The sequence below is a fragment of the Rhodococcus sp. 14-2483-1-2 genome, assembly GCF_002259405.1.
GTDB lineage: Bacteria > Actinomycetota > Actinomycetes > Mycobacteriales > Mycobacteriaceae > Rhodococcoides.
This window is the reverse complement of sequence record NZ_NPFW01000014.1, coordinates 222521-243181: the sequence shown is the minus strand read 5'-3', so window position 1 is coordinate 243181 and position 20661 is coordinate 222521. Positions and strand designations below refer to the sequence as shown.

22 protein-coding genes are annotated in these 20661 nt (G+C 65.7%); 7 read left to right on the top strand and 15 right to left on the bottom strand.

Annotated features, from left to right (window positions below):
* Positions 1–66 precede the first annotated feature (66 nt).
* From CH295_RS14650 to CH295_RS14630, 5 genes are read right to left on the bottom strand one after another with little or no spacing between them, the layout of a single operon-like run.
* Positions 67–1527 (bottom strand): nucleobase:cation symporter-2 family protein, encoded by a 1461-nt coding sequence (locus tag CH295_RS14650; protein ID WP_094741118.1) that lies wholly within the window; start codon positions 1525–1527, stop codon positions 67–69.
* 58 nt (positions 1528–1585) lie between these two features.
* Positions 1586–2074 (bottom strand): type III secretion system chaperone family protein, encoded by a 489-nt coding sequence (locus tag CH295_RS14645; RefSeq protein WP_037186901.1) that lies wholly within the window; start codon positions 2072–2074, stop codon positions 1586–1588.
* Positions 2071–3399, bottom strand: coding sequence for a D-inositol-3-phosphate glycosyltransferase (mshA, locus tag CH295_RS14640; protein ID WP_170945913.1), 1329 nt, complete (start codon positions 3397–3399; stop codon positions 2071–2073). Before mshA ends, CH295_RS14645 begins: the two co-directional genes overlap by 4 nt.
* A 24-nt stretch (positions 3400–3423) precedes the next feature.
* Positions 3424–4353 carry an alpha/beta fold hydrolase gene (locus CH295_RS14635; protein ID WP_252342046.1) on the bottom strand — a complete coding sequence of 310 codons (930 nt, stop codon included), beginning with the start codon at positions 4351–4353 and terminating at the stop codon, positions 3424–3426.
* 11 nt (positions 4354–4364) lie between these two features.
* Positions 4365–5639: an ROK family protein gene (locus tag CH295_RS14630; protein WP_094741117.1), complete on the bottom strand. Its 1275-nt coding sequence runs from the start codon at positions 5637–5639 to the stop codon at positions 4365–4367.
* Positions 5640–5976: 337 nt separating this feature from the next.
* Here CH295_RS14630 and CH295_RS14625 point away from each other — a divergent pair, with 337 nt between their 5' ends.
* On the top strand, positions 5977–6732 hold the full coding sequence (locus CH295_RS14625) for an SDR family NAD(P)-dependent oxidoreductase (protein ID WP_094632686.1): 756 nt from the start codon (positions 5977–5979) through the stop codon (positions 6730–6732).
* 18 nt (positions 6733–6750) lie between these two features.
* Here CH295_RS14625 and CH295_RS14620 read toward each other — a convergent pair whose 3' ends face one another.
* From CH295_RS14620 to CH295_RS14610, 3 genes are all read right to left on the bottom strand, one after another.
* Positions 6751–8007 carry a L,D-transpeptidase gene (locus CH295_RS14620; RefSeq protein ID WP_170945912.1) on the bottom strand — a complete coding sequence of 419 codons (1257 nt, stop codon included), beginning with the start codon at positions 8005–8007 and terminating at the stop codon, positions 6751–6753.
* 51 nt (positions 8008–8058) lie between these two features.
* Complete coding sequence (locus CH295_RS14615) at positions 8059–9609, bottom strand: MBL fold metallo-hydrolase (protein ID WP_094741115.1); 1551 nt, start codon at positions 9607–9609, stop codon at positions 8059–8061.
* A gap of 62 nt (positions 9610–9671) precedes the next feature.
* Positions 9672–10688: a UDP-N-acetylmuramate dehydrogenase gene (locus tag CH295_RS14610; RefSeq protein ID WP_094741114.1), complete on the bottom strand. Its 1017-nt coding sequence runs from the start codon at positions 10686–10688 to the stop codon at positions 9672–9674.
* Positions 10689–10746: 58 nt separating this feature from the next.
* On the opposite strand from CH295_RS14610, the gene CH295_RS14605 reads away from it, so the two are divergent.
* The 3 genes from CH295_RS14605 (at position 10747) to CH295_RS14595 (ending at position 12547) form a co-directional block, all read left to right on the top strand.
* Complete coding sequence (locus CH295_RS14605) at positions 10747–11256, top strand: DUF2505 domain-containing protein (RefSeq protein ID WP_094741113.1); 510 nt, start codon at positions 10747–10749, stop codon at positions 11254–11256.
* An 11-nt stretch (positions 11257–11267) separates the two neighbouring features.
* Positions 11268–11771 (top strand): DUF2505 domain-containing protein, encoded by a 504-nt coding sequence (locus CH295_RS14600; protein ID WP_094741112.1) that lies wholly within the window; start codon positions 11268–11270, stop codon positions 11769–11771.
* A gap of 77 nt (positions 11772–11848) precedes the next feature.
* A complete protein-coding gene (locus CH295_RS14595) occupies positions 11849–12547 on the top strand; it encodes a class I SAM-dependent methyltransferase (RefSeq protein ID WP_252342045.1) in 699 nt (232 codons plus the stop codon).
* Positions 12548–12599: 52 nt separating this feature from the next.
* Here the strand turns inward: CH295_RS14595 and CH295_RS14590 are convergent, their stop codons facing one another.
* Positions 12600–13187 (bottom strand): type IV toxin-antitoxin system AbiEi family antitoxin domain-containing protein, encoded by a 588-nt coding sequence (locus CH295_RS14590; RefSeq protein WP_094741110.1) that lies wholly within the window; start codon positions 13185–13187, stop codon positions 12600–12602.
* 110 nt (positions 13188–13297) lie between these two features.
* Here CH295_RS14590 and CH295_RS14585 point away from each other — a divergent pair, with 110 nt between their 5' ends.
* Complete coding sequence (locus CH295_RS14585; RefSeq protein ID WP_170945911.1) at positions 13298–14044, top strand: LmeA family phospholipid-binding protein; 747 nt, start codon at positions 13298–13300, stop codon at positions 14042–14044.
* A 14-nt stretch (positions 14045–14058) separates the two neighbouring features.
* On the opposite strand, the gene deoC is transcribed toward CH295_RS14585, so the two are convergent.
* Positions 14059–14712: a deoxyribose-phosphate aldolase gene (deoC, locus tag CH295_RS14580; protein ID WP_037186881.1), complete on the bottom strand. Its 654-nt coding sequence runs from the start codon at positions 14710–14712 to the stop codon at positions 14059–14061.
* A gap of 59 nt (positions 14713–14771) precedes the next feature.
* On the opposite strand from deoC, the gene CH295_RS14575 reads away from it, so the two are divergent.
* Both CH295_RS14575 and purU read left to right on the top strand, forming a co-directional pair.
* Entirely contained in the window at positions 14772–15614 is an 843-nt protein-coding gene (locus CH295_RS14575) for a class I SAM-dependent methyltransferase (protein WP_094741109.1), read from the top strand.
* Between the two features lie 13 nt (positions 15615–15627).
* Positions 15628–16512 carry a formyltetrahydrofolate deformylase gene (gene purU, locus CH295_RS14570; RefSeq protein ID WP_094741108.1) on the top strand — a complete coding sequence of 295 codons (885 nt, stop codon included), beginning with the start codon at positions 15628–15630 and terminating at the stop codon, positions 16510–16512.
* Between the two features lie 15 nt (positions 16513–16527).
* Here the strand turns inward: purU and CH295_RS14565 are convergent, their stop codons facing one another.
* The 5 genes from CH295_RS14565 to CH295_RS14545 all read right to left on the bottom strand — a co-directional run bounded on the left by CH295_RS14565 (position 16528) and on the right by CH295_RS14545 (position 20594).
* On the bottom strand, positions 16528–17553 hold the full coding sequence (locus CH295_RS14565; protein WP_094632679.1) for an alpha/beta fold hydrolase: 1026 nt from the start codon (positions 17551–17553) through the stop codon (positions 16528–16530).
* Positions 17554–17634: 81 nt separating this feature from the next.
* Entirely contained in the window at positions 17635–17922 is a 288-nt protein-coding gene (locus CH295_RS14560; RefSeq protein ID WP_371828356.1) for a DUF2516 family protein, read from the bottom strand.
* A gap of 72 nt (positions 17923–17994) precedes the next feature.
* Positions 17995–18786, bottom strand: coding sequence for a heparin-binding hemagglutinin (locus CH295_RS14555; RefSeq protein WP_094741107.1), 792 nt, complete (start codon positions 18784–18786; stop codon positions 17995–17997).
* Entirely contained in the window at positions 18779–19246 is a 468-nt protein-coding gene (locus CH295_RS14550; protein WP_052047273.1) for a helix-turn-helix domain-containing protein, read from the bottom strand. Before CH295_RS14550 ends, CH295_RS14555 begins: the two co-directional genes overlap by 8 nt.
* A 73-nt stretch (positions 19247–19319) precedes the next feature.
* Positions 19320–20594 carry a DUF445 domain-containing protein gene (locus CH295_RS14545; protein WP_170945910.1) on the bottom strand — a complete coding sequence of 425 codons (1275 nt, stop codon included), beginning with the start codon at positions 20592–20594 and terminating at the stop codon, positions 19320–19322.
* Between the last annotated feature and the right edge of the window lie 67 nt (positions 20595–20661).

The window sequence follows — 20661 nt, the reverse complement described above, 5'->3', positions numbered from 1 at the left end:
CAATTTAGATGTACTTCGTCTGGGTCGGGACGCTACTCGCGCGGGCGAGGGTGCGCAGGATTTCACTCAGGTGTCCTTGTTCGGCACAGCCTTGTCGGGCACGGCTTTGTCGTGCTCGGCCTTGTCGGGCAAGCTGCCGCCTTCACGGAGTATTCGTGCTTCGTCCTCACGCACCATCACTGCCGGCCCCGCTGCCACCACCGAGGGGTTCGGCGGAGTACCGGGCTTGAACACGTTGAAGAATACGTTGAGTACCACCGCGACGATGCTGGCGGCACTGATTCCGGAGTGGAAGATCGTGACGAACCAGTCCGGGTACTCGTCCCAGAAGTCGCTCGCGACAACAGGTATGAGGCCGAACGCCAAGGTCACGGCCACGATGACGACGTTGGAGTTGTTGTCGTAGTTCACCTTGCCGAGGGTGCGGATACCGCTGGCGGCGACGGTTCCGAACAGCGCGATTCCAGCGCCGCCGAGGACCGGAAGCGGGACGACCCCGACGACGGCCGCGAGAATCGGCGAAAGGCCCAGCAGCGCAAGCACGCCACCGCCCATCGCGACGACGAAGCGGCTCTTGATGCCGGTCATCGCAACCAGGCCGACGTTCTGCGCGAAGGCCGTGGCCGGGAAGGTGTTGAAGATCGGGGCGACGGCAGAGGACACCATGTCGGCGCGCAGGCCGTCGCCGACGCGCTTGGAGTCGACGTCGGTTCCGACCACTTCGCCGACGGCGAGGATGTCGGCGGTGGTCTCGACCATGATCACCAAGATGACGATGGTCATCGACACGATCGCGCCGATTGCGAAGATCGGTGAGCCGAAGGCGAAGGGGGTCGGGACGGCCACCACGGATGCGTCGGCGACGCCGTCGAAGTCGGTCTTGCCGACGATCAGTGCAGCGACGGTGCCGACCACGAGTCCGAGCAGAATCGACAGCCGTGACAACCCCGGAATTTTCGTCATCACCAGCACGGCGAGGAGGGTGAACATCGCCAGCCCGATGTTGCCGGGATCGAGATAGTCGGGATTCGGCGCACCGCCCACCATCTCTTGGCCGGTGATCCAGCGTGCGGCAACCGGCATCAGCGACAGTCCGATGACGGTGATGATGCTGCCGGTCACCAGCGGCGGGAAGAACCGAACGATCTTGGAGAAGAACGGAGCGATGGCCAAACCGATCAGCGCGGCGACCAAGACCGCTCCGAGCACCGTGCGCAGTCCGGTTCGTCCGTCCTCCGCACTACCGATGATCGTGAGAACCGTCGAGACCGACGCGAACGAAATGCCCTGTACCAGCGGCAGTTGCGAGCCGAAGAACGGGATGCCGATCGTTTGCAGCACAGTGGCCACGCCACTGACGAACAGTGCGCAGGAGATCAACAGTGCTTGATCGGCCCCCGAGAGTCCGGCTGCGCCGCCGACGATGATCGGAACAGCGATGACGCCGCCGAACATCGAGAGAATGTGTTGCAGACCGTAACCGAACATCTGCAACACCGGCGGGCGAGCGTCCTCTGGCCTGGTCATGGGTGTCAGGCTAGGAACCGGACGTTACGGGCAGCGACTCCGACCTATTTCGAGCGAGTTACGCTTCGCGCTTGTCCACGAGGTGCTCGAACGCCTTCAGGTTCGCCAGCGATTCGCCGCGCGAGACACGCCACGCCCATTCGCGTTTGATGGACTCCGCGAATCCCAGCTCGAGCAGCACGTTGAAGTCACCGTCGGCAGCCTCGAGAGTCTGCCCCAGAATGCGATCGAGTTCGTCACCGTTGACGGCGTGCAACGACATTCGGCCGACGAGGTAGATGTCCCCCACCTTGTCGATCGTGTAGTGAACCCCGTACAGGCGACGGTTGCGGCGCAGCAGGTATTTGTAGACGCCCTCGAAGTTCTCGTCGGGTTTGCGGCACACGAACGCCTCGATGCGCACCCCGTGATGCCCGACGGTCAGCATCGTCGTCGTCTTGAGTTTGCGTTCCCCTGGCAGTTCGACGGTGAAGACGTCGCCGCGCCGCGTGTAGTCCAGCTCGCGGTCCTTCAGTGCCCGGTCGATCAGTTCGGCAGTCTCGCTCATGCAGTCACAGCTCCTGATCTGCGTAGTGTCGACAGTCCTCGGACGCGTCGCGGAGAGAACTCGCTCGGTCCCTCGCCTCGGTCGAAGTGGAACTTGGCCTGCCGGTAGCTCTCGATGAGTCCGTCGGCGGTGTGCTCCCACGAGAAGTTGCGGGCGTGCCGCGGTGCTGCGGTCGCCATGTCGGCCAAGGCAGCTCGATCCGAGAACATGCCCACGAGTGCATCCGCCCAATCCTCGGTGCGGTGGCCTTGCACCAGGCGTCCGGTCTCGCCCGATCGCACCGCCACGCCGAGTCCGCCGACGTCGGCGGCCAGGACCGGAGTTCCGCAGGCCTGGGCTTCGATGGCGACCAGGCCGAACGATTCGTTGTAGCTCGGCACGGCGACGATGTCCGCGGCGCGGTAGACCTGGGCCAGGCGCGCCGACGGTTGCGGCGGCATGAACGTCACCCGGGGACTTATCCCGAGGTTCTCGGCCAGATCGATGAGACTGTCGGGGCGATCCAATCCGCTGCCGGACGGGCCGCCGACGATGAGGATTCGCAGTGGTGTTGCCGGATTGCGCTGCAGCACTTCGGCAGCCGCGGCGATCAGCACATCGGGGGCCTTGAGTGGTTGGATGCGTCCGACGAATGCGACGATCGACTCGTCGGGATTCAACCCGAGTTCGGCGCGTGCCGCGAGCTTGTCCCCCGGATTGTATTGCGCCAGATCGGCTCCCGGTGCAACCACATCGATCGAACCCTGCTGCGCCCCGTAGATCTCGACGAGAGACTTCGCTTCCTCGGTGGTGTTGGCGATCAGTCGGTCCGCCTCGGCCACCACTTGCTGCTCACCGATCTGCCGCGCGGCCGGCTCGGGCGAGTCGCCCTGCGCCAGAGACGCGTTCTTGACGGCGGCCAGAGTGTGCGCGGTGTGCACCAGCGGCACTCCCCAGCGATCGCGCGCCAGCCAGCCGACCTGACCCGAGAGCCAGTAGTGCGAGTGCACCAGGTCGTAGTAACCGGGTTCGTGCCGAGCTTCCTCTCGCAGCACCCCGGCTGCGAATGCGCACAACTGAGTGGGCAGGTCGTGCTTGTCCAACCCCTCGAACGGGCCGGCGACGATGTTGCGCACCAGCACACCGGGAGCTGCCTCGACGACGGGAGCATCGGTCGACGCCGTCGCGCGGGTGAAGATCTCGACCTCCACGCCCCGTTTGGCCAGCTCTTTCGCGCTCTGCAGCACGTAGACGTTCATGCCGCCCGCATCACCCGTTCCCGGCTGCGCCAGCGGGGAGGTATGCAAGGACAACACAGCGACCCTGTTCAGCTGGCGTCCAGTCACTTCTTCAGTGTGCACGCCTCCACATTACGTCTCGATAACTACCCCTTCCGACGACCGGGCAGACTCAGACCATCCGGGAGTGCAGCCTGCGGAACGACCCAGGCTGTCGAGAAACTCGGTCACCTCGGTGAGGAAGCGCTGCGGATCGGCCACGAACGGGCCGTGGTCGACGCCATCCCAGTACGACGCCACGGCCGTGGGGATCAGTTCCGCGGCGTGCCGTCCGGCAGAGACGTCGACGACCGTGTCCTCGGTTCCGTGCAGCACGAAGGCGGGGATGTCGAGGCTGCGCAGCAGGTCGTCGTGGCCGACCGCTCGATCGAACAGGGCGGCGCGAACCCGTGGCCTCGTGGACAGCGTCAACCCGAACAACGCCTGCGCCTCCGTGCCCCTGCCTTCTGTCGGCCCGGTCAGCGCGTGCCCGAAACTCCCGAGTGCCTTGATCGCGACGCGGGGCTCCTCGGCCATCGCACCGGGGATCGCCGCTCGCATGGCCGTCCCGACGCGGCCGCCTGCCTCTCCCCTGCCGATGCTGGTGATCGCGCCGACGAGCACGATGCCCGACACCGCGCCCGTGCCGTGTTCGGCGAGGTAGTCGCAGATCACCAGTCCGCCGTACGACCACCCCAGCAACACCGCGTCGGCGGTGATGCCCTCGGCCGTGAGCACCGCGTCGACATCGCCTGCCCAGGTCTTGGGATCGTCGTAACCGGCGGACGGGGCGTCGGAGTAGCCGTGACCGCGTAGATCGACGGCGAGAACGCGGTAGCGCTCCGTCAGGTCGGCCAGCAGTCCCTCGCCCCAGCAGGCCGAGCTCTGTGCCCACCCGTGCAGCAGGACCAGCGGCCGCGCAGCAGGGTCACCGCTGACGCGGTAGACGATGTTGGCTCCGTCGATGCCGGTGGCCTGACGAACTGGTCCTGCTGCACGGGTGCTGAAATCGGGCTCGCTCATAGTAGGTGAACCTACGCCGCGGCCCTGCGCATCGAGGCGAGCGGATCGGAGTACAGGGCGCTGAGCGACACCACGGTTGCGGCGTATTCCTGCACCTTGTCACCGAAGCCGGTCACCCGAATATCCCTGCGCGCCAACGTCGAATACGTGGCGAAGGCCTCCCCCACGTGCGGAATTCCGGCCGGGTACGCGGTGAACGCCTGGCCTCCGAGTACGACGCGGTCCGGATTGAACATGTCACGTAGCAGCGCCACCGTCCGACCCAGAATCTGTGCCCGCTCGACGAGCAACTCCCGCGCGGCCTCCGAGCCACCCTGCGCCGCCTGGTACACCGCCGCGATACTCGGGTTCGGTTGCGGTGCAACGATCCTGCGGTCGACGGCCGCTGCGACGACCGCTCGATCGCTCACGGAGGCCTCGAGGCATCCCCGATTTCCGCAGCCGCACAGCGCCGACGATCCGGTGGGTAGGTGCGCGATGGAGCCCGGACCACTCGTGGGAGTGTGCACTCGGCCGTCGATGGTCAGCGCCATGCCCGCGGTCTCGCGTGCGTAGAAGTACAGCGACGTTCCGCTGTTGCTCTGCGCCGCAACACTGTCCGACAGACGCGGGGCGAGGAGCAGCTCCGAGGCCGCCATGGCCTCGACGTGCCCGGAGACCGAGATCGGCAGTCCGAGTCCACCGCCGATGATGCCGGCGACGCGGCCGTTCTCCCATCCGAGCCGCGGATGGTCGACGGTGCCGCTCGCGGTGTCCACGCGTCCACCGATCGCCACCCCGACCCACAGCGGGGTGCGACGGTGCCAGCGTCCGGCGAAGGCACCGGCGCTGCGGGTGACGGAGGCCAGCGCTGCCTCCGAAGAGCCGGCGGGCGTGGGTATTTCGACGGCACCGAGTATGCGTCCCCGCAGATCGCTGACGGTGATGCCGGTGACGACGGCTCCGATGTGGATGCCGATGGTCGAGAACGGTTCGTGGTTGACCTCGAACGGCACCCGCGGGCGTCCGATCGCCCCCGGAGCCGTCAGGTCTGCGCGCTCACGGAGCATCCCGACGGCGAGCAGGGCCGACACCTGACGGTTGACGGTGGCGATGCTCGAACCGGTTGCGCGAGCAGCACGCTCGCGCGAGATGGGACCTTCGACGCAGGCCACTCGCAGTACCGACGCGGCGGGGCTGTCGGCGATCCGCAGATCGGGTGCGACGAGTTGGACGCGCGATCGAGGCCTCGCGAGAGACCGAAGAGAGGTGGGGCCGGTGTGGTGGTGCAGCGTTGAAACAGACATCCGTTGTGGTCCTCAGCAATGGCAGACCTCCGTCGTGGATGGACAACGACGAAGGAGTGAAGTGATGCAGGTCAAGGAAAGGTGCGGTGGTCGCGAAGAACCACGACACGCGAATCGACTGTCTGCAGCTCGAAAGAGGGAGCTAGAGACGGATTCCTTGGCCGGGACAACACAGTTCCCGAGGAAGCGGCAAGCGAGAACCGAGGGATGCGGTCACATAGGTGACCCGCATCGCGGTGGTCTCACTGGCGGACATGAGTCCAAAATTAGCACCCTCGCGTCCGAAGTCCAATCGGGCATCGGAAAGCACGGGGTACGCCGGGCATAGAATTTCACCATGACCTCGTCCGAACACATTTCCCCCGATGCCCGAATCGCCGTCGTCACCGGAGCGAGCTCCGGCATCGGCGCGGCCACCGCCCGCCAACTCGCCGCCGACGGATTCCACGTCGTGATCGGAGCCCGCCGCCTCGACCGGCTCGAGGAGTTGGCGTCGGAGATCGGCGGCACTGCCCTGGAACTCGATGTGACGGACGAGGATTCGGTCGCTGCCTTCACCGCGGTCATTCCCCGCGTCGACGTGTTGATCAACAACGCCGGTGGCGCGAAGGGCTTGGCCCCGGTGATCGACGCCGACCTCGACGACTGGCGCTGGATGTGGGAGACCAACGTACTCGGTACATTGCGGGTGACGAAGTCGTTGCTGCCCAAGCTGATCGACTCCGGCGACGGCCTGATCGTCACCATCACGTCGGTTGCGGCATTCGAGGCGTACGACAACGGTTCGGGCTACACCTCGGCCAAGCACGCTCAGGCAGTGCTGCATCGGACGTTGCGCGGCGAGCTGCTGGGCAAGCCGGTGCGATTGACCGAGGTCGCGCCGGGTGCCGTGGAAACCGAGTTCTCCCTCGTCCGGTTCGACGGCGACGCAGACAAGGCCGACGCGGTCTACCAGGGCATCACACCGCTCGTGGCAAGCGATATCGCCGAGGTGATCGGCTTCGTCGCATCTCGCCCGTCGCACGTCAACCTGGACCAGATCATCATCAAGCCACGTGATCAGGCCGGTCCGGGGCGCTTCTCCCGTAAGTAGTGCCTACGGCACTTGCGCTCACCCTGCGGGCGCAGGTGCCGTTGTCGCAGGTGTCGTGGTCGCGGTCGCTCCGCCGGCAGGAAGTGCCGACATCGACTCCCAGGTCGACCAGTCGATGGCCCAGTCGTACAGGTCGCCGTCGGCTGCCGAGAGGTCGATGCGCGTTCCGGTGACCTCTACGGGATCGCCGTACATCGCCGTCTGGAAGTACTGCTGAGCGTCGGCGTCGGAGAGGTTGATACATCCGTTGGTGACGTTCGATGCGCCCTGCACACCGGTGGTCAGCGGGTTGGCGTGGATGAATTCACCGTTGTTGGAGATGCGCACCGCCCAGCGTTCGCGGACGTTCTCGTAGAACGGCGGGTTGGACATCAGGAAGTCCTCGTGCTTCTCGGTGACGACGTGGATGCCGCTGCGGGTGACGTTGCGGTCCTCGTTGCCCTCGCCGTAGCTGACGGGAATGTCCATGATCGTCTGGCCGTCGCGGACCACCTGCATGCGGTGGCTGGTCGCGTCGGCGACGACGACCTGGCTGCGTCCGATGCTGAAGTTCAGGGTGACGTCGTCGGCGCCGTACGCGCCGTCGCCGTAGTTCACGCCGTAGAGCTTGGCGTTCACCGAGACCGTGGTGCCGGGTGCCCAGTAGTTGGTGGGACGCCAGTGCACGCGCGAGCCGTTGTCGTCGGGGAACCAGGCCCATGCGCCGGGCGTCGGCGGGTTGGTGGTCACCGTCAATGCCTTCTCGACGGCGGCTTTGTCGGCGATGGCCGAGTCGAACTGCAGGATGATCGGCGCAGCGATGCCGACTTCCTGGCCGTCGCCGATGTTGGTGCTCACCGACGTACGACTGTCGGGCTCGACGGTGGTGAAGGCACCGGTGATGTCGACGGTCTTGTTGTCGCTGCCCAGGGCCGAGCCGGACCACGTGTACTGCACGCCGTAGCCGAGGGGCTCGGTGACGGCGTACGAGGTCTTGTCGGGCGAGAGCGCGCCCTGGACGACCTTGCCGTCGGGGTTGGTCAACGCCACCTGGGTGAGCGTTCCGTCGGTGACCGAGACCGAGATCGGCGCGACGGGACTGACGTCGACGGCACCTGCGACCGGGTTCTCGGTGATCTGTGCGACGGGCGCTGCCTCGGTGGTCGGGGCCGCGGCACCCGAGCCACCCTCGCCCGATCCGACGGTGCAGCCTGCCACGAGGGCCACCAAGGCGACGAGCACGGCGATCAACCACACCGTGCGCGTCCGTTTTGTCTGTTCTACCTGCTCATGCACGTTGTCCAACGTACCTGCGTCTGCGAACTACCCCGATTTTTGGGGGCAGTCTCACAGCTTGCGCGTTCGAAGTTCGTGCCCTTTCGAGGTGAGGCAGCGGCCGGAATCGAGGCTCCAGTCCCACCCGTGCAGATTGCAGGTGAGCTTGTTCCCCTCGACGATGCCGAACTTCGTCAGGTCCGCTTTCAGGTGCGGGCAACGACGTTGGATCTCGTAGCCGCCCATCGTGATCGTGGCCGTGTCGTCGTGCGCCTCGGAGAACCAGCCGTCGGCGTAGGCGATGCGCTCGTCGGTGAGGCATTTGAAGAACGTGTAGAGGAACTCGTTGTAGCCGCCGACGCGTCGGGCACGGAAGCGGGTGGACAGGAAGATCGAGTTGACCCAGTCCGGCTCCTGGTCGCGGATGGCGGTGCGTACCAGTTCCGGCGGGATGGTGAAGCTGTAGCGGAACCGCTCGTTCGAGATCGGTTCGCGCACAATCCGTTTCGGGAAGTCGAGCACAACGGTTTCGTCGCCCATGGTGATTCCGACGGGGTAACCGATGCCGTCGCAGATCAGATCCGTCTGCGCCATGATCGGCTCGAACAGGCCTCGCATCGGCTCGAGCAACGGCTCGCCCTCGGCCGGAGCCCACGCTGCCTTCTCCGCGGCGATGACCGAAGCCTGACGCTGGGCGTAGGCCTCGATGTACTCGGCCTTGCCGGTTGTGAAGATGGCCTCGGCCTCGGCCGTCGGGATCGGGTGCTCGTGCGAGATCAATTCGGAACCGTCGAACGTCGCAGCGGTGCCCGGCATCATCAGCAGGCCCTTGTCGTGCCCGTGCAGTCGCATCTGCTCGAGAAACACCATCTGGTCCGGGAACACGTTGGCCGGGTCGCCGTAGACGTCGTTGAGCGAGCGCAGTTCGTCGTCCAGGAAACACGGCGGGCCCGCCGACGGGACGACCCACGTCGAGCCGACCTGCTCGATGTACTGGCGTGCCCGATCCATCTGACGCTGACGCTTCTGGATGCCGAAATTCTTCTTCGCACGCGAGACCATGTCGTAGACCATCGGGTACCAGATCGCGCCCGAATACTGCAGCATGTGCACGTCCACGGGACCGAAATTCTCGGTCATCACGTCCAGGTCCACCGGCCTCGCGTCGTTCATGTTGAACGCGACGGTCTTGCCGTCCGAGACGACGAGACCCGAGTCGCCGATGGGACCGTCGGCGGGCGCGCGCAGCGCGATGATCATGATGTCCAGATCGCCCTTGGGGCCGGAGATCGTGTGCTTGACCGAGTCCGTCGTCTCGTAGAACTTGTGGAAGCCGAGCTTCTCGAGCTCGTGCTTGAGATCGAGCACCGGGTAGTCCGGCAGCAGCACGGTGGCGTCCTTGTTGACGTGCTCGGCCAGGTTCCTCGGGTCGAAGTGATCCTTGTGCAGGTGCGAGACGTAGAGGTAGTCGCAATCACCCAACTCGTCCCAGTCCAGGCCCGAGTTGTCGGGAAACGGGAACCAGGACGCGTAGAACGACGGGTTGACCCACGGATCGCACAGGATGCTTCCGGCGTCGGTCCGAATATGGAATCCCGCATGTCCCACGCTGGTGACCTGCACTGATTTACCTCCTACGAGCTTTCACTTGCAAAGCTCCATCGTATGCGCCGTTTCGACCGGCCCTAACCCAGCGCGCAGTTGACGAGGTCACATTCGGGCGTGAGCGTGACGCCGAACTTCTCCTGCACCCCGTCTCGCACGTGCGTGGCCAGCGCCATGATGTCCGACGCGCTCGCCCCACCCCTGTTGGTGACGGCCAACACGTGCTTGGACGACAACGCCGCGGTGCCGCGCCCGAATTCGGTGCCGTACCCGCGAGGGAAGCCCGCGTTCTGGATCAGCCAGGCAGCCGGGATCTTGGTTCCCGCGGGGTCGGGGAAGCTGGGTGCGTGCGCTGCGGCCTCGGGCACCTCGGCCAGCACCGGGTTGAGGAAGAACGATCCGACGCTCCACGTGTCGTGGTCTCCTGCGTCGAGCACCATGCCGCGTTCGCCGCGCAGAGCCAGCACGGCCGCGCGCACGTCCGGCACCGGTACGACGTCGCCGATCTGCACATCGAGACGCTCCGACAACGCCGCGTAGCGCACCGGTAGCGACTCGGTCGTCTTCTTCAGCGCGAACGTCACATCCAAGATCACGTACCGCGAGGATCGCTTGAACACCGACGACCGATGCGTTCCGAAACCGCACTGCTCCGGCGTCCACACCGCCGTCTCCTCGGTCTCACGGTCGTAGACGGTCAGGCCGTGCAGCAGCTCCGACGTCGACGCGCCGTACGCGCCGACGTTCTGGATGGGCGTCGCGCCGGTGGTTCCGGGAATGCCCGACAGTGCTTCCATGCCGGACAGACCTGCTTCGATCGTCGCCTGGACGACGGCATCCCACTCGACGCCTGCGTCGACCGTCACGATCTCGCCGTCGATGTCCAGCCGCGAACCGGTCACTCGAATCACCCGGCCGTCGAACCCGTCGTCGCCGACCACCAGGTTGGATCCGCCGCCGACAACCAGCACGTCGGTCCCCGCGCGATCCGCGTCGCGCACCAGGGAGACCAACTCGTCGCCGGTCGTCGCAACGGTGAATTCACGGGCCGGGCCACCCACGCGGATGGTGGTGAGCTCCGAAATTGCAGTAGGCACGGACTCTCACGCTACCGGTCGCGCACTGCTGTCTTCAGTCACCCGGTAACCTGCGCCTATGCCTCGCCCTATTGAGCACAGCTCGACTGTGCCCGCCTCCGCCGACAAGGTCCACGCTGCACTGACGTCCGAGCAGTACTGGAAGGACCGCATCGAGCAGATCGGCGGACCGGGTGCCAGCCTGAAGAGCGTCACCGTCGGCAACGGAACGATCGACGTCGTCATGACCCAGGCCGTCCCCGAAGAGCAGTTGCCGTCCGCGGTGACCGCCTTCAAGAAGGGCGACCTCATCATCGAACGCACCGAGAGCTGGGGACCGTTCGACGGCACCCACGCCGACGGCACGTTCGGAGCGACCGTCGAAGGCGCACCGGCCCGCATCACCGGCACCACCACCCTCGATGCAACCGTCGATGCGACGACCATCGCGCTGGCCGGCACCACCGAGGTCAAGGTCCCCATCTTCGGCGGCAAGATCGAAGCGATGATCAGCGAGCAGGTGCTCTCGCTCATCGACAACGAACAGGACTTCACCGGTAACTGGATTGCGGCGCAAGCAAGCAGCTAACCTGGCGCACTATGGCTCGCCGAATGAACTACTCCGCCCGGTTCACCCACTCGACGCAGCAGGTCTATGCAGCGCTCTCCAGTCGCGATCACTGGGATGCGCGCATCGAGGAGATGCGTAAGTACTCGGAGAACGAGCTGAAGAGCTTCGAGGTGTCCGACGCCGGAATCGACATCGTGATGCACCACGTCATCCCGCGCACCGAACTGCCCGACATCGCGCAGACGGTCATGAAGAAAGACATGGTCATCACCCGCAACGTGCATTTCGACGCCTACGAGGAAGTCACCGCGGGCCACTACGACGCGTCGATTCCGGCCGGACCCGGCTCACTGAAGGGCACCACCTCGCTCTTCCCCACCAACGGCGGTTCGACGCTGCGCACCTCCTCCGAGGCCAAGGTCTTCCTGCCGTTCATCGGTGGCAAGCTCGAGCAGCTCATGCTCGTCAACCTCATCGACCTGTGGCGCGGTGAAGGCGAAGTCACCGCCGACTGGCTCGAAGAGAACGCCTAGCCCTGAGCAGGCCTGAAGGCGTCATCACCCGCGGCACCACCGGCATCAATCGGTTGCGTCGCAGCGACCGGTGGCTGATGCACAACCCCGATGTTCGACGCGTTCTGCTCGACTCGCCGAATCCCCTCGTCGTCGACCTCGGGTACGGGGCGATGCCGAACACGACGCTCGAGCTGGCCGGTCGACTGCGCACCGTCCGGCCCGATCTCCGAGTCACCGGTCTCGAGATCGACCCCGCACGCGTCGTACCGGGGAGTGACGGCGTGGAGTTCGCCCGCGGCGGTTTCGAGCTGGCGGGCTTGCGCCCCAACCTGGTGCGGGCGTTCAACGTACTGCGGCAGTATCCCGAGGATGCGGTACCTGCTGCCTGGCAACGCATTCTGACGGGCCTGGCGCCCGGCGGCCTACTGATGGACGGCACCTGCGACGAGCTCGGTCGACGCTGCGCCTGGGTGTTGCTCGACGCCGATGGGCCGCGCTCACTGACGCTGGCATGGGATCCGTTCGACGTCGAGATGCCGTCGGACATCGCGGAGCGGCTACCGAAGGTGTTGATACATCGCAACATCGAGGGTGAGCTCGTGCACGATCTGCTTCGACGGGCCGACAGAGCGTGGTCGGTGTCGGCACCACTGGCACCGTTCGGGCCTCGAATTCGGTGGCGCGCAGCCATGAAAGTGCTTGTCGAACAAGGCCTTCCGATCACACTCCCCCGCCGACGGATGCGAGACAACGTGCTGACCGTCCCCTGGTCGACGGTCGCACCTGCACCGTGAATCGGGTGCAGCCGACCGCGCTCAGCGCGGCCGGCTGCACCCGATCCCGCGGCTACGTGCAGGCAGACAGTGCCAGTTCGACGCGTTCGGCCACTCGGTCGGTGCTGCTTCCCGCCTCGGAGTACAGCGTCTGCGGGTCGACGCGACCGATCGCGACGGCGTCGCACACCACTTCGTCGAGGGTGATCTGGGAGATGCCACCAGCGGCGAGGTCGAGCACGGTACGCACCGGCGTGGTGAGGTTGAACGTGCCTGCAGATTCGACGTCCCGTGGCTCGAGTCGTAGGCGATGAACCGCCAGCCTGGTGTCGGTCAGTCGAAGGTCGCCGAATGCGCAGACGTGTACGAACTGAGGGTGCAGGTGCCCGAATCCGTGTAGCTCCGCCGCGCTCTGGTGCGAGATCACGGCCTCACCGCCGAACCAGGCGCACCACATGGCGAACACTTCGAGTTCGCTGCGTGGCCACTGGCCGAGCCGGAACAGGTTGCGCTCGACGCGAGTCCACGTGTTCGTGGCCAGATTGACGCGCACCATCGCAGAATCGAAGCCGAGCTCGCCGGCCTGCTCGGCCGTGAAATAGCCGTCCTGACGAGTGGCCAACGAGTGCAGCTCGTGCACGCTCGGTTCTGTCGTACTCATCACGCAAGCCTACGTCACAATGTGTTACAGGTCACAAAGTTTCGCACCGAGAACACGGGTTCGGCGAGTTTCACAGAGCTTGCTCAGAATCATCGGGAAGACTGCCAGGAATGTCATCCACAGCAAGGCGCAGCACCGCACCGCTGATCGCAGTCTCCGTCGTTGTCGTCCTCCTCGTCGCCGTCATCGGTGGCGAGTTGTTCGTGCGTCAGCAGATCAAATCCTGTCTCGCCGGACAGCTCGAATCCGAGCTCGGCAGCCAGGTCGAGGTCGGTCTCGGCCTCAAGCCGGTCCTGCTCTCGCTGGTGGACAAGAAGGTCTCCTCGGTGACCGTCGACAGCAACGACGCGCGCTTCGGACCCGCCGAGGGCATGGTCGTCCAGGCCGAGGCACGTGATCTGAATCTGACGCAGACCGCCGACTCCGGCGGCACCATCGGCAGCTCGAGCGCCGACATCTCGTGGTCGACCGACGGCATCACCCGCACCCTGCAGAGCCAGGGCATCGGCGCGATCGTCTCCGGCGTCACCTCGGATGCATCGGCGGGCACCCTCGACTTCGCCGTCGGTGCTCTGGCGAACCTCACCGTCAAGCCGCAGGTCGTGGACGGCAGGGTCGACTTCCAGACCGTCGACGCGTCGATCCTGGGTCTCGGCATTCCCACCGATCTGGTCGACTCCGTCGTCGGCGTGCTGACCGACAGCCTGCAGGCTTACCCGCTGGACATGGCTCCGACGTCGCTGACCGTCACCGACAGCGGCATCGAGCTCACGCTCGAAGGCGGGCAGTACACGATTCCGATGACCCAGCAGGATCAGAATCAGCCGACTCCCGAGGGTTGCTCGCTCGTCGCGTAATCCTCGCAGTCGCTCTAGCTCAATCCGTCCAGCACCGCGCGGGTGCCCGAGAGTCCCAATCGTGTTGCGCCCGCGTCGATCATGGCCAGGGCGGCGTCCGTGGTGCGGATGCCGCCGCTGGCCTTGACGCCCAGTCGACCGCCGACGGTCTCTGCCATCAATCGCACGGCTTCGACGCTCGCTCCGCCCGCGGGGTGGAATCCGGTGGACGTCTTGACGAAGTCGGCACCGGCCTTCTCGGCGGCGCGGCACACCTCGACGATCGCGTCGTCGGACAGCGCTGCAGATTCGATGATGACCTTGAGGACTGCGCTTCCGGCGATCCCTTCGCGGACGGTGACAATGTCGGCCAACACCGCGTTGTAGTCCCCCGCGATGGCCGCGCCGACGTCGATCACCATGTCGACCTCGTCGGCACCCTGCTGCACCGCGAGCCTGGCCTCGGATCCCTTGATCAGCGAATGATGCTTGCCCGACGGGAATCCGGCGACGACGGCGGTGAGCATTCCCTCGGCGCGAATCGGCAGCATCGACGGCGATACGCACACGGCGAGCACTCCAAGCTCGCGGCCTTCCTCGATGAGGGCGGCCACGTCGGCCTGGGTGGCTTCGGGCTTGAGCAGGGTGTGGTCGACCATTCCGGCGAGGGCGGCGCGGGTGAGTGTCATACGGTCCAGCTTTTCACAGCTCTGCCATTCGTAACCCTGTCGGTCTACGATTTTCGGTCATGACCGCAGCGTCGCTCGCCGCCACCTTCAACGCCACCAGCAGGGAGTTCGACGGCCTGACGCCGCAGGTGTGGGGCCCGGCCGGGCAGTCTCTCGCCTTCGCACTCCGATTGGCCACCGGCGACGCGGTTCTCGACGTCTGTTCCGGCACCGGGGCGTCGGCCATTCCTGCGGCCGCGGCGGTGGGCCCGGACGGTCTCGTGCATGCCATCGATCTCGCCGACGACCTGTTGGAGGTGGGCCGCGTGAAAGCCACCGATCGCGCCCTGCGCAACATCGACTTCGTTCTCGCCGACGCCACCGAGTGGGAGCCGCCGTCGACGGTTCCCGATGCCGGATACGACGCGCTGGCCTGTTCGTACGGCATCTTCTTTCTGCCCGATCCCGAGGGGGACTTCGCTCGTCTGGTGTCTCTGGTTCGTCCGGGCGGTCGCGTCGGGGTGACGGTGTGGCGCAAGGGTGCGATCGAGGCGTTCGCGAGCACGTACTTCGAGGTGATCGGTGCGCACTCGCCGCCGAACGAGCACGACGGGCCACTCGCGCAGGACGGGTACGACAAGCACCCGATCCGTCGAATGGAGACGGCGGATCTTCTGTCCGCATGGCTCACCGCGGCCGGCACCACCGATGTCGAGGTCGTGGAGCTGTCCAACCACGTTCCCGCGACGGAGTTGTTCGTGTGGGATCTCGTGCTGGGCAGCGCGATGCGGGGCGCGCTGACACCGTTCGACGATGCGACCCGGACGCAGATCCGTGCCGAGTTCACTGCGCTGCTGACCGAGCGCGGAATCGATTCGATCGATCTCGGGACACTGGTGGCAACCGGGGTACGGACGCCCTGAGACAATCGGCGGTATGAGTTCTTCCGTATCCGACGATCGCCGCTACGTCCTGTCGCTCGGTTGCCCCGACAAGACGGGCATCGTCGCCCGCATCTCGACCTTCCTCGCCGAGGTCGGTGGATGGATCGTCGAGGCCGCCTATCACGCCGATCCCGACACCGGCTGGTTCTTCACCCGGCAGGCCGTACGCGCGTCGTCCGTGGACATGACCATCGAGGAGCTACGCACCCGTTTCGCCGTGGTCGCCGCCGAGCTCGGCCCGGAAACCGAATGGACACTTCACGATTCGGGTGAACCCAAGCGCGTGGTCCTGCTCGTCAGCAAGGAAGCACACTGCTTGCACGACCTCCTCGGCCGCGCAGCGGGCGGCGAGCTGCCCGCTCAGATCTCCGCGGTGATCGGCAACCACAAGTCGCTCGAGCCGATCGCCGCCGCGCACGGCACCCCGTTCCATCACGTCGAGTTCGCGAAGGAACCGGCCGAGCGCGGGCCTGCTTTCGAGGAAGTGCGATCGCTGGTCGATTCCTACGACCCGCACGCGGTGGTGCTGGCACGGTTCATGCAGGTTCTCCCCGAGTCGCTGTGCACGCACTGGGCGGGCCGGGCCATCAACATCCATCACAGCTTCCTGCCGTCGTTCGTCGGCGCACGTCCGTACCACCAGGCATTCGCGCGGGGCGTGAAACTGATCGGGGCGACGTGCCACTACGTGACGGCCGAGCTCGACGCGGGTCCGATCATCGAGCAGGACGTCATCCGCGTCGACCATTCCGACGAGGTGGCCGACATGGTGCGTCAGGGCCGCGACATCGAGAAGCTGGTGCTCTCCCGCGGCCTGCGGTGGCACCTGGAGGATCGTGTCCTGGTGCACGGCCGCAAGACCGTGGTGTTCAGCTAGGCGGGACCCGAACGATCACAGGTTCCGGAGCCGAACCACTTCGGCGTTGAATTCGTCGATTGCCTCGACGGAACTCATGTGTCCGATGCCCGGGATCACGATCAGTCGGCTCAGGTGATCGTGATCGTCCAGGGCGCGGGCGAGTTTGCGAGCGTGCACGGGCGGGGTCAATCGGTCGGCCGATCCGACGAGCACGCTGGTGGGGACGGACATGTTCTCGAGCGCTTCGTGGATGTCGAGGTCCGTGAGTGCCGCACCCCAGATGCCGCGGGTGCGCGGCGCGCATTCGAGCACGATCTTCTCGCAGAACGCCACCTCGGCGGCAGTAGCACTGGGTGCCATGGAGATGTATTTGATGGCTTGGCGCACCACCGGTGACGGGCGCAGCGGAAGTGCCGAGCTGAGCACGGCCTTCCCCACGGGGGTCGGGACGCGCGGGAAGCGTTGCGGCAGTGGGATGACGGTGGTTTCGCGGACGAGCGAGTCGGTCGCGGTGCTGGCGAGCAGCACGGCACTGACGAGTCGATCGACCTGCTCGGGATAGTTCCCGGCCCACGCCATGATCGACATGCCGCCCATGCTGTGGCCCACCAGGACGGCCTTGTTGTCCTCGGCGACGGTGGCGGAGAGGATGGCGGCGAGATCGTCGGCCAGCACGTCGGGGCTCAGCGGTCGCGTTCCCACGTCGCTGCGGCCGTGGCCACGCTGGTCGTAGGCAATGACGCGGTAGCGGCCGGCGAGGGCGTTGATCTGCGGAAACCAGTAGTCGGCCGAGCAGGTCCAGCCGTGGCTGAAGACGATCGGTTCGGCATCGGCGTCACCGTAGCTGCGAACGTGCAGGTGCGCACCGTCGTCGGTGACCACCTCGGTGACGAGCGGCTCGATCGTGGGATGCTTCAGAAGCTCGTCGGGCCGAACATCGGTCGTCCTGGTGAACGAATGCAGGCGACGCCGCCGGACGACGAATGCACCGACGGAGGCTGCCGCGGCCGCGCCGCCGATTCCGAACAGCACACGTTCGACTACCTTGCGTGAAACCACAGAAAATTCCCCTCTACCTCGACCCCCTGGCGGGTGCGGTAGACGGTACGCCCACCATCTCGTGAGCGGCGATGCGGCTGCCTACCAGCGGGGTCCGCGTTGAATGCTGTCGATCTTCGGTCGCACGTCGACGAGGTACACGCACACGGCGACGACACCGATGATGCCCAGGAATCCGATCACTCCGGAGACCAGGATAAGGAGCAGACCCACGAAAAGAATGGCCAGCCAAGCGTTCTTGGTGAGCTTGTCCACGGCAGGAAAGGCGTCGGCGCGCTGACGCAGGGCATGGAAGATCGCGAATCCTGCGCCTACCACTCCGAGGATCTGCAGAAAGGTCAGGATGTAGTAGCTGAAGCTGCCGGCGATGCTCACGCGGCCAGTGTACGAGAAACGACCCCCGCACCGCGCGGCGCAGGGGTCGTTTTCTTTACGAATGCTTTAGCGAGTGGTCTTCTTCGCCGGAGCCTTCTTGGCCGGAGCCGGCGCGGCCTTCTTGGCAGCCGGTGCCGGTGCCGTCTTCTTCGCGGGTGCCGGAGCAGGCTTCTTGATCGGCGAGTTCGCGCTGCTGCGGGTCTTGGCCTCGACCTTGCCTGCCACGCCGCTCACCTTGTCGGAAGCCTCGACGGCCTTGTCCTTGGCCTCGTCGCCTGCTTCGTCGATGTTCTCGGCGAGCTCGTCGGCGGCCTCGGAGATTTCCTCGGCACCTTCACGAACCTTGTCCGACGCGAGGCCGGCCAGGGCAGCGGCGCGCTCGCCGACTGCGCGGGTCTGCGAGGCGACGGTTCCGAGGGCCTGCTCGGTGAGGTCGACGACGTCGTTGGCAGCGGTGTTGGCGCGCTCGAGGCCTTCTTCGACGGCCGGGGTGCGGCGAATGCGCTCGACGGTCTCCTCGCCGCGCTCGGCGAGCGAGGTGTAGAGGTCGGAGGCGACCTTGAGGTACGCCTCGGCCACCTTGCGGAGCTCTTCGGGGGTGAAGCGCTCGCGGAGTTCGGCGATCTCGTCGGGAAGCTCCGCGGGCAGGTTCGCCAGGCGCTCGCGCAGGCTCTCGACACCTTCGGTGACGTCCTCGGAGATGTCGGCGATGCGGGCGTTGACCTCGCTGGTACGGCTCTCGGCGCGCGAGCGCACCTGAGCGACGACGTCCGCTACTGCCTGCACGACGGCGTCGCCTGCACCGACGGCTGCGAAGATAGGGGTCTTGACGTTCTCGAAGTTCTTGGAATCAGACATCGGGTGTCTCCTGTTCGTCGGGTTCGGGCTCCTGCGTCGACTCGTTCTCACGACAGAACGAGTCGTAGATCTCGATCAGCACTTGCTTCTGCCGTTCGGTGATGTGCTCATCGCCGAGCAGAGCTTCGCGCACCGGACCGTGGGGACGCGCTTCCAAGATCCCGGCCCGGACGTACAGCACCTCCGAGGAGACGCGCAGACCCTTGGCTATCTGCGCTAGCACTTCGGCGGACGGATTGCGCAGTCCGCGTTCGATCTGGCTGAGGTAGGGGTTGCTCACTCCGGCCCGACTGGCGAGTTGCCGCATCGATACCTGCGCGGCTTCCCGTTGCGATCGGATGTAGCTGCCTATGTCCTGTGCTGCAGTCGTGACGACTGCGGCAACAAGATCCCCCGCCTCGGCGACGACCTGCGTCGCCTCGGTCGCCTTTGCGACCAGATCCCCCTCGTCATCGGCCATCTCGGCCTCCTGTTTTCGGTGTCCTACTGGACGGTACCGAAGGGTGCTAACTATTGCAAGCACTCTGCTAGCACTAGTGCCCGAAGATCAGATCCGAGATCGTGTAGATGGCAAGACCGGCGATGGAACCGACGACGGTTCCGTTGATGCGGATGAACTGCAGATCGCGTCCCACCTGCAGTTCGATCTTCTTGCTCGCTTCCTCGGCGTCCCAGCGCGCGACGGTGTCGCCGATGATCGTGGTGATCTCGTCGGCGTAGTTCGCGGCGATGTAGCTCGCGCCACCGAGGAGCCAACCGTCGACCTTGGCGCGCAGGTCCTCGTCGTCGCGCAGACGGACGCCGAGGTTGGCGGTGTTCTCCTTGATCTTGGTGCGCAGCGTGCTCGTCGGATCGTCCACCGACTCGGTGATCAGCCGCTTGGCCACCTTCCACGTCGCCGCAGCGAGGCCGGTGATCTCCTCGCGTCCCATGATCTGTGCCTTGAGCTTCTCGGCCTTCTCGATGGTCACCGGATCGTGCTGCAGGTCGTTGGCGTAGTCGATGAGGAACTTGTTCGCGGCCTGACGGACGTCGTGCTCGGGGTTGGAGCGAATCTTCCAGGTGAACTCGACGAGTTCCTTGTAGACCTTCTCCCCCAGCAGAGTGTCGACGAACTTCGGCGACCAGTTCGGGGAATCCCTCGCGACGACGCGATCGATCATCTCCTGGCTGCCGAGCGCCCACTGGTGAGCGCGCTCGGCGAGCATGTCGATCAACGGCAGCTGACGGTTCTCGCGGAGCAACTCGTCGAGGATGCGGCCGATCGGCGGACCCCACTGCGGATCGGCGAGTCGACGCACGATGGTGCTGTCGATGACGGCGGTGATGTCCTCGTCGTTGAGTACGTCGACGACGCCGTGTAACACGGTCGCCGCCTCGGCCGCGACGCGTTCGGCGTTGTCGGGCTGGGCGAGCCAGGTACCCAATCGCAGCGGAACCTGAGCCGACGCGACCTTCTCGGACACCACCTCGGGCGCGAGGAAATTGCTGCCGACGAACGAACTCAGGCTCGCGCCCAGCTGGTCCTTCTTCTTCTTGATCAGAGCCGTGTGCGGAATCGGGATACCCAGCGGGTGCTTGAACAGTGCCGTCACCGCGAACCAGTCGGCGAGTGCGCCCACCATGCCCGCCTCCGACGCCGCTCGGACGTAGCCGACCCAGGCACCTGCGCCCGTCGACTCCTGCCATCGGCAGAAGAGATAGACGATCGATGCGAAAACGAGAAAGCCCGTCGCGACTGTTTTCATCTTGCGGAGGTCGCGACGTTTGGTCTCGTCGTCGAAGTTCATGAGCTGCACAACCGACATTGTGCCCAGAAATGTGGCAGATCAACCGGACGCAGCCTGCAATGGTGTCGGACAAGGCGCATAGGGT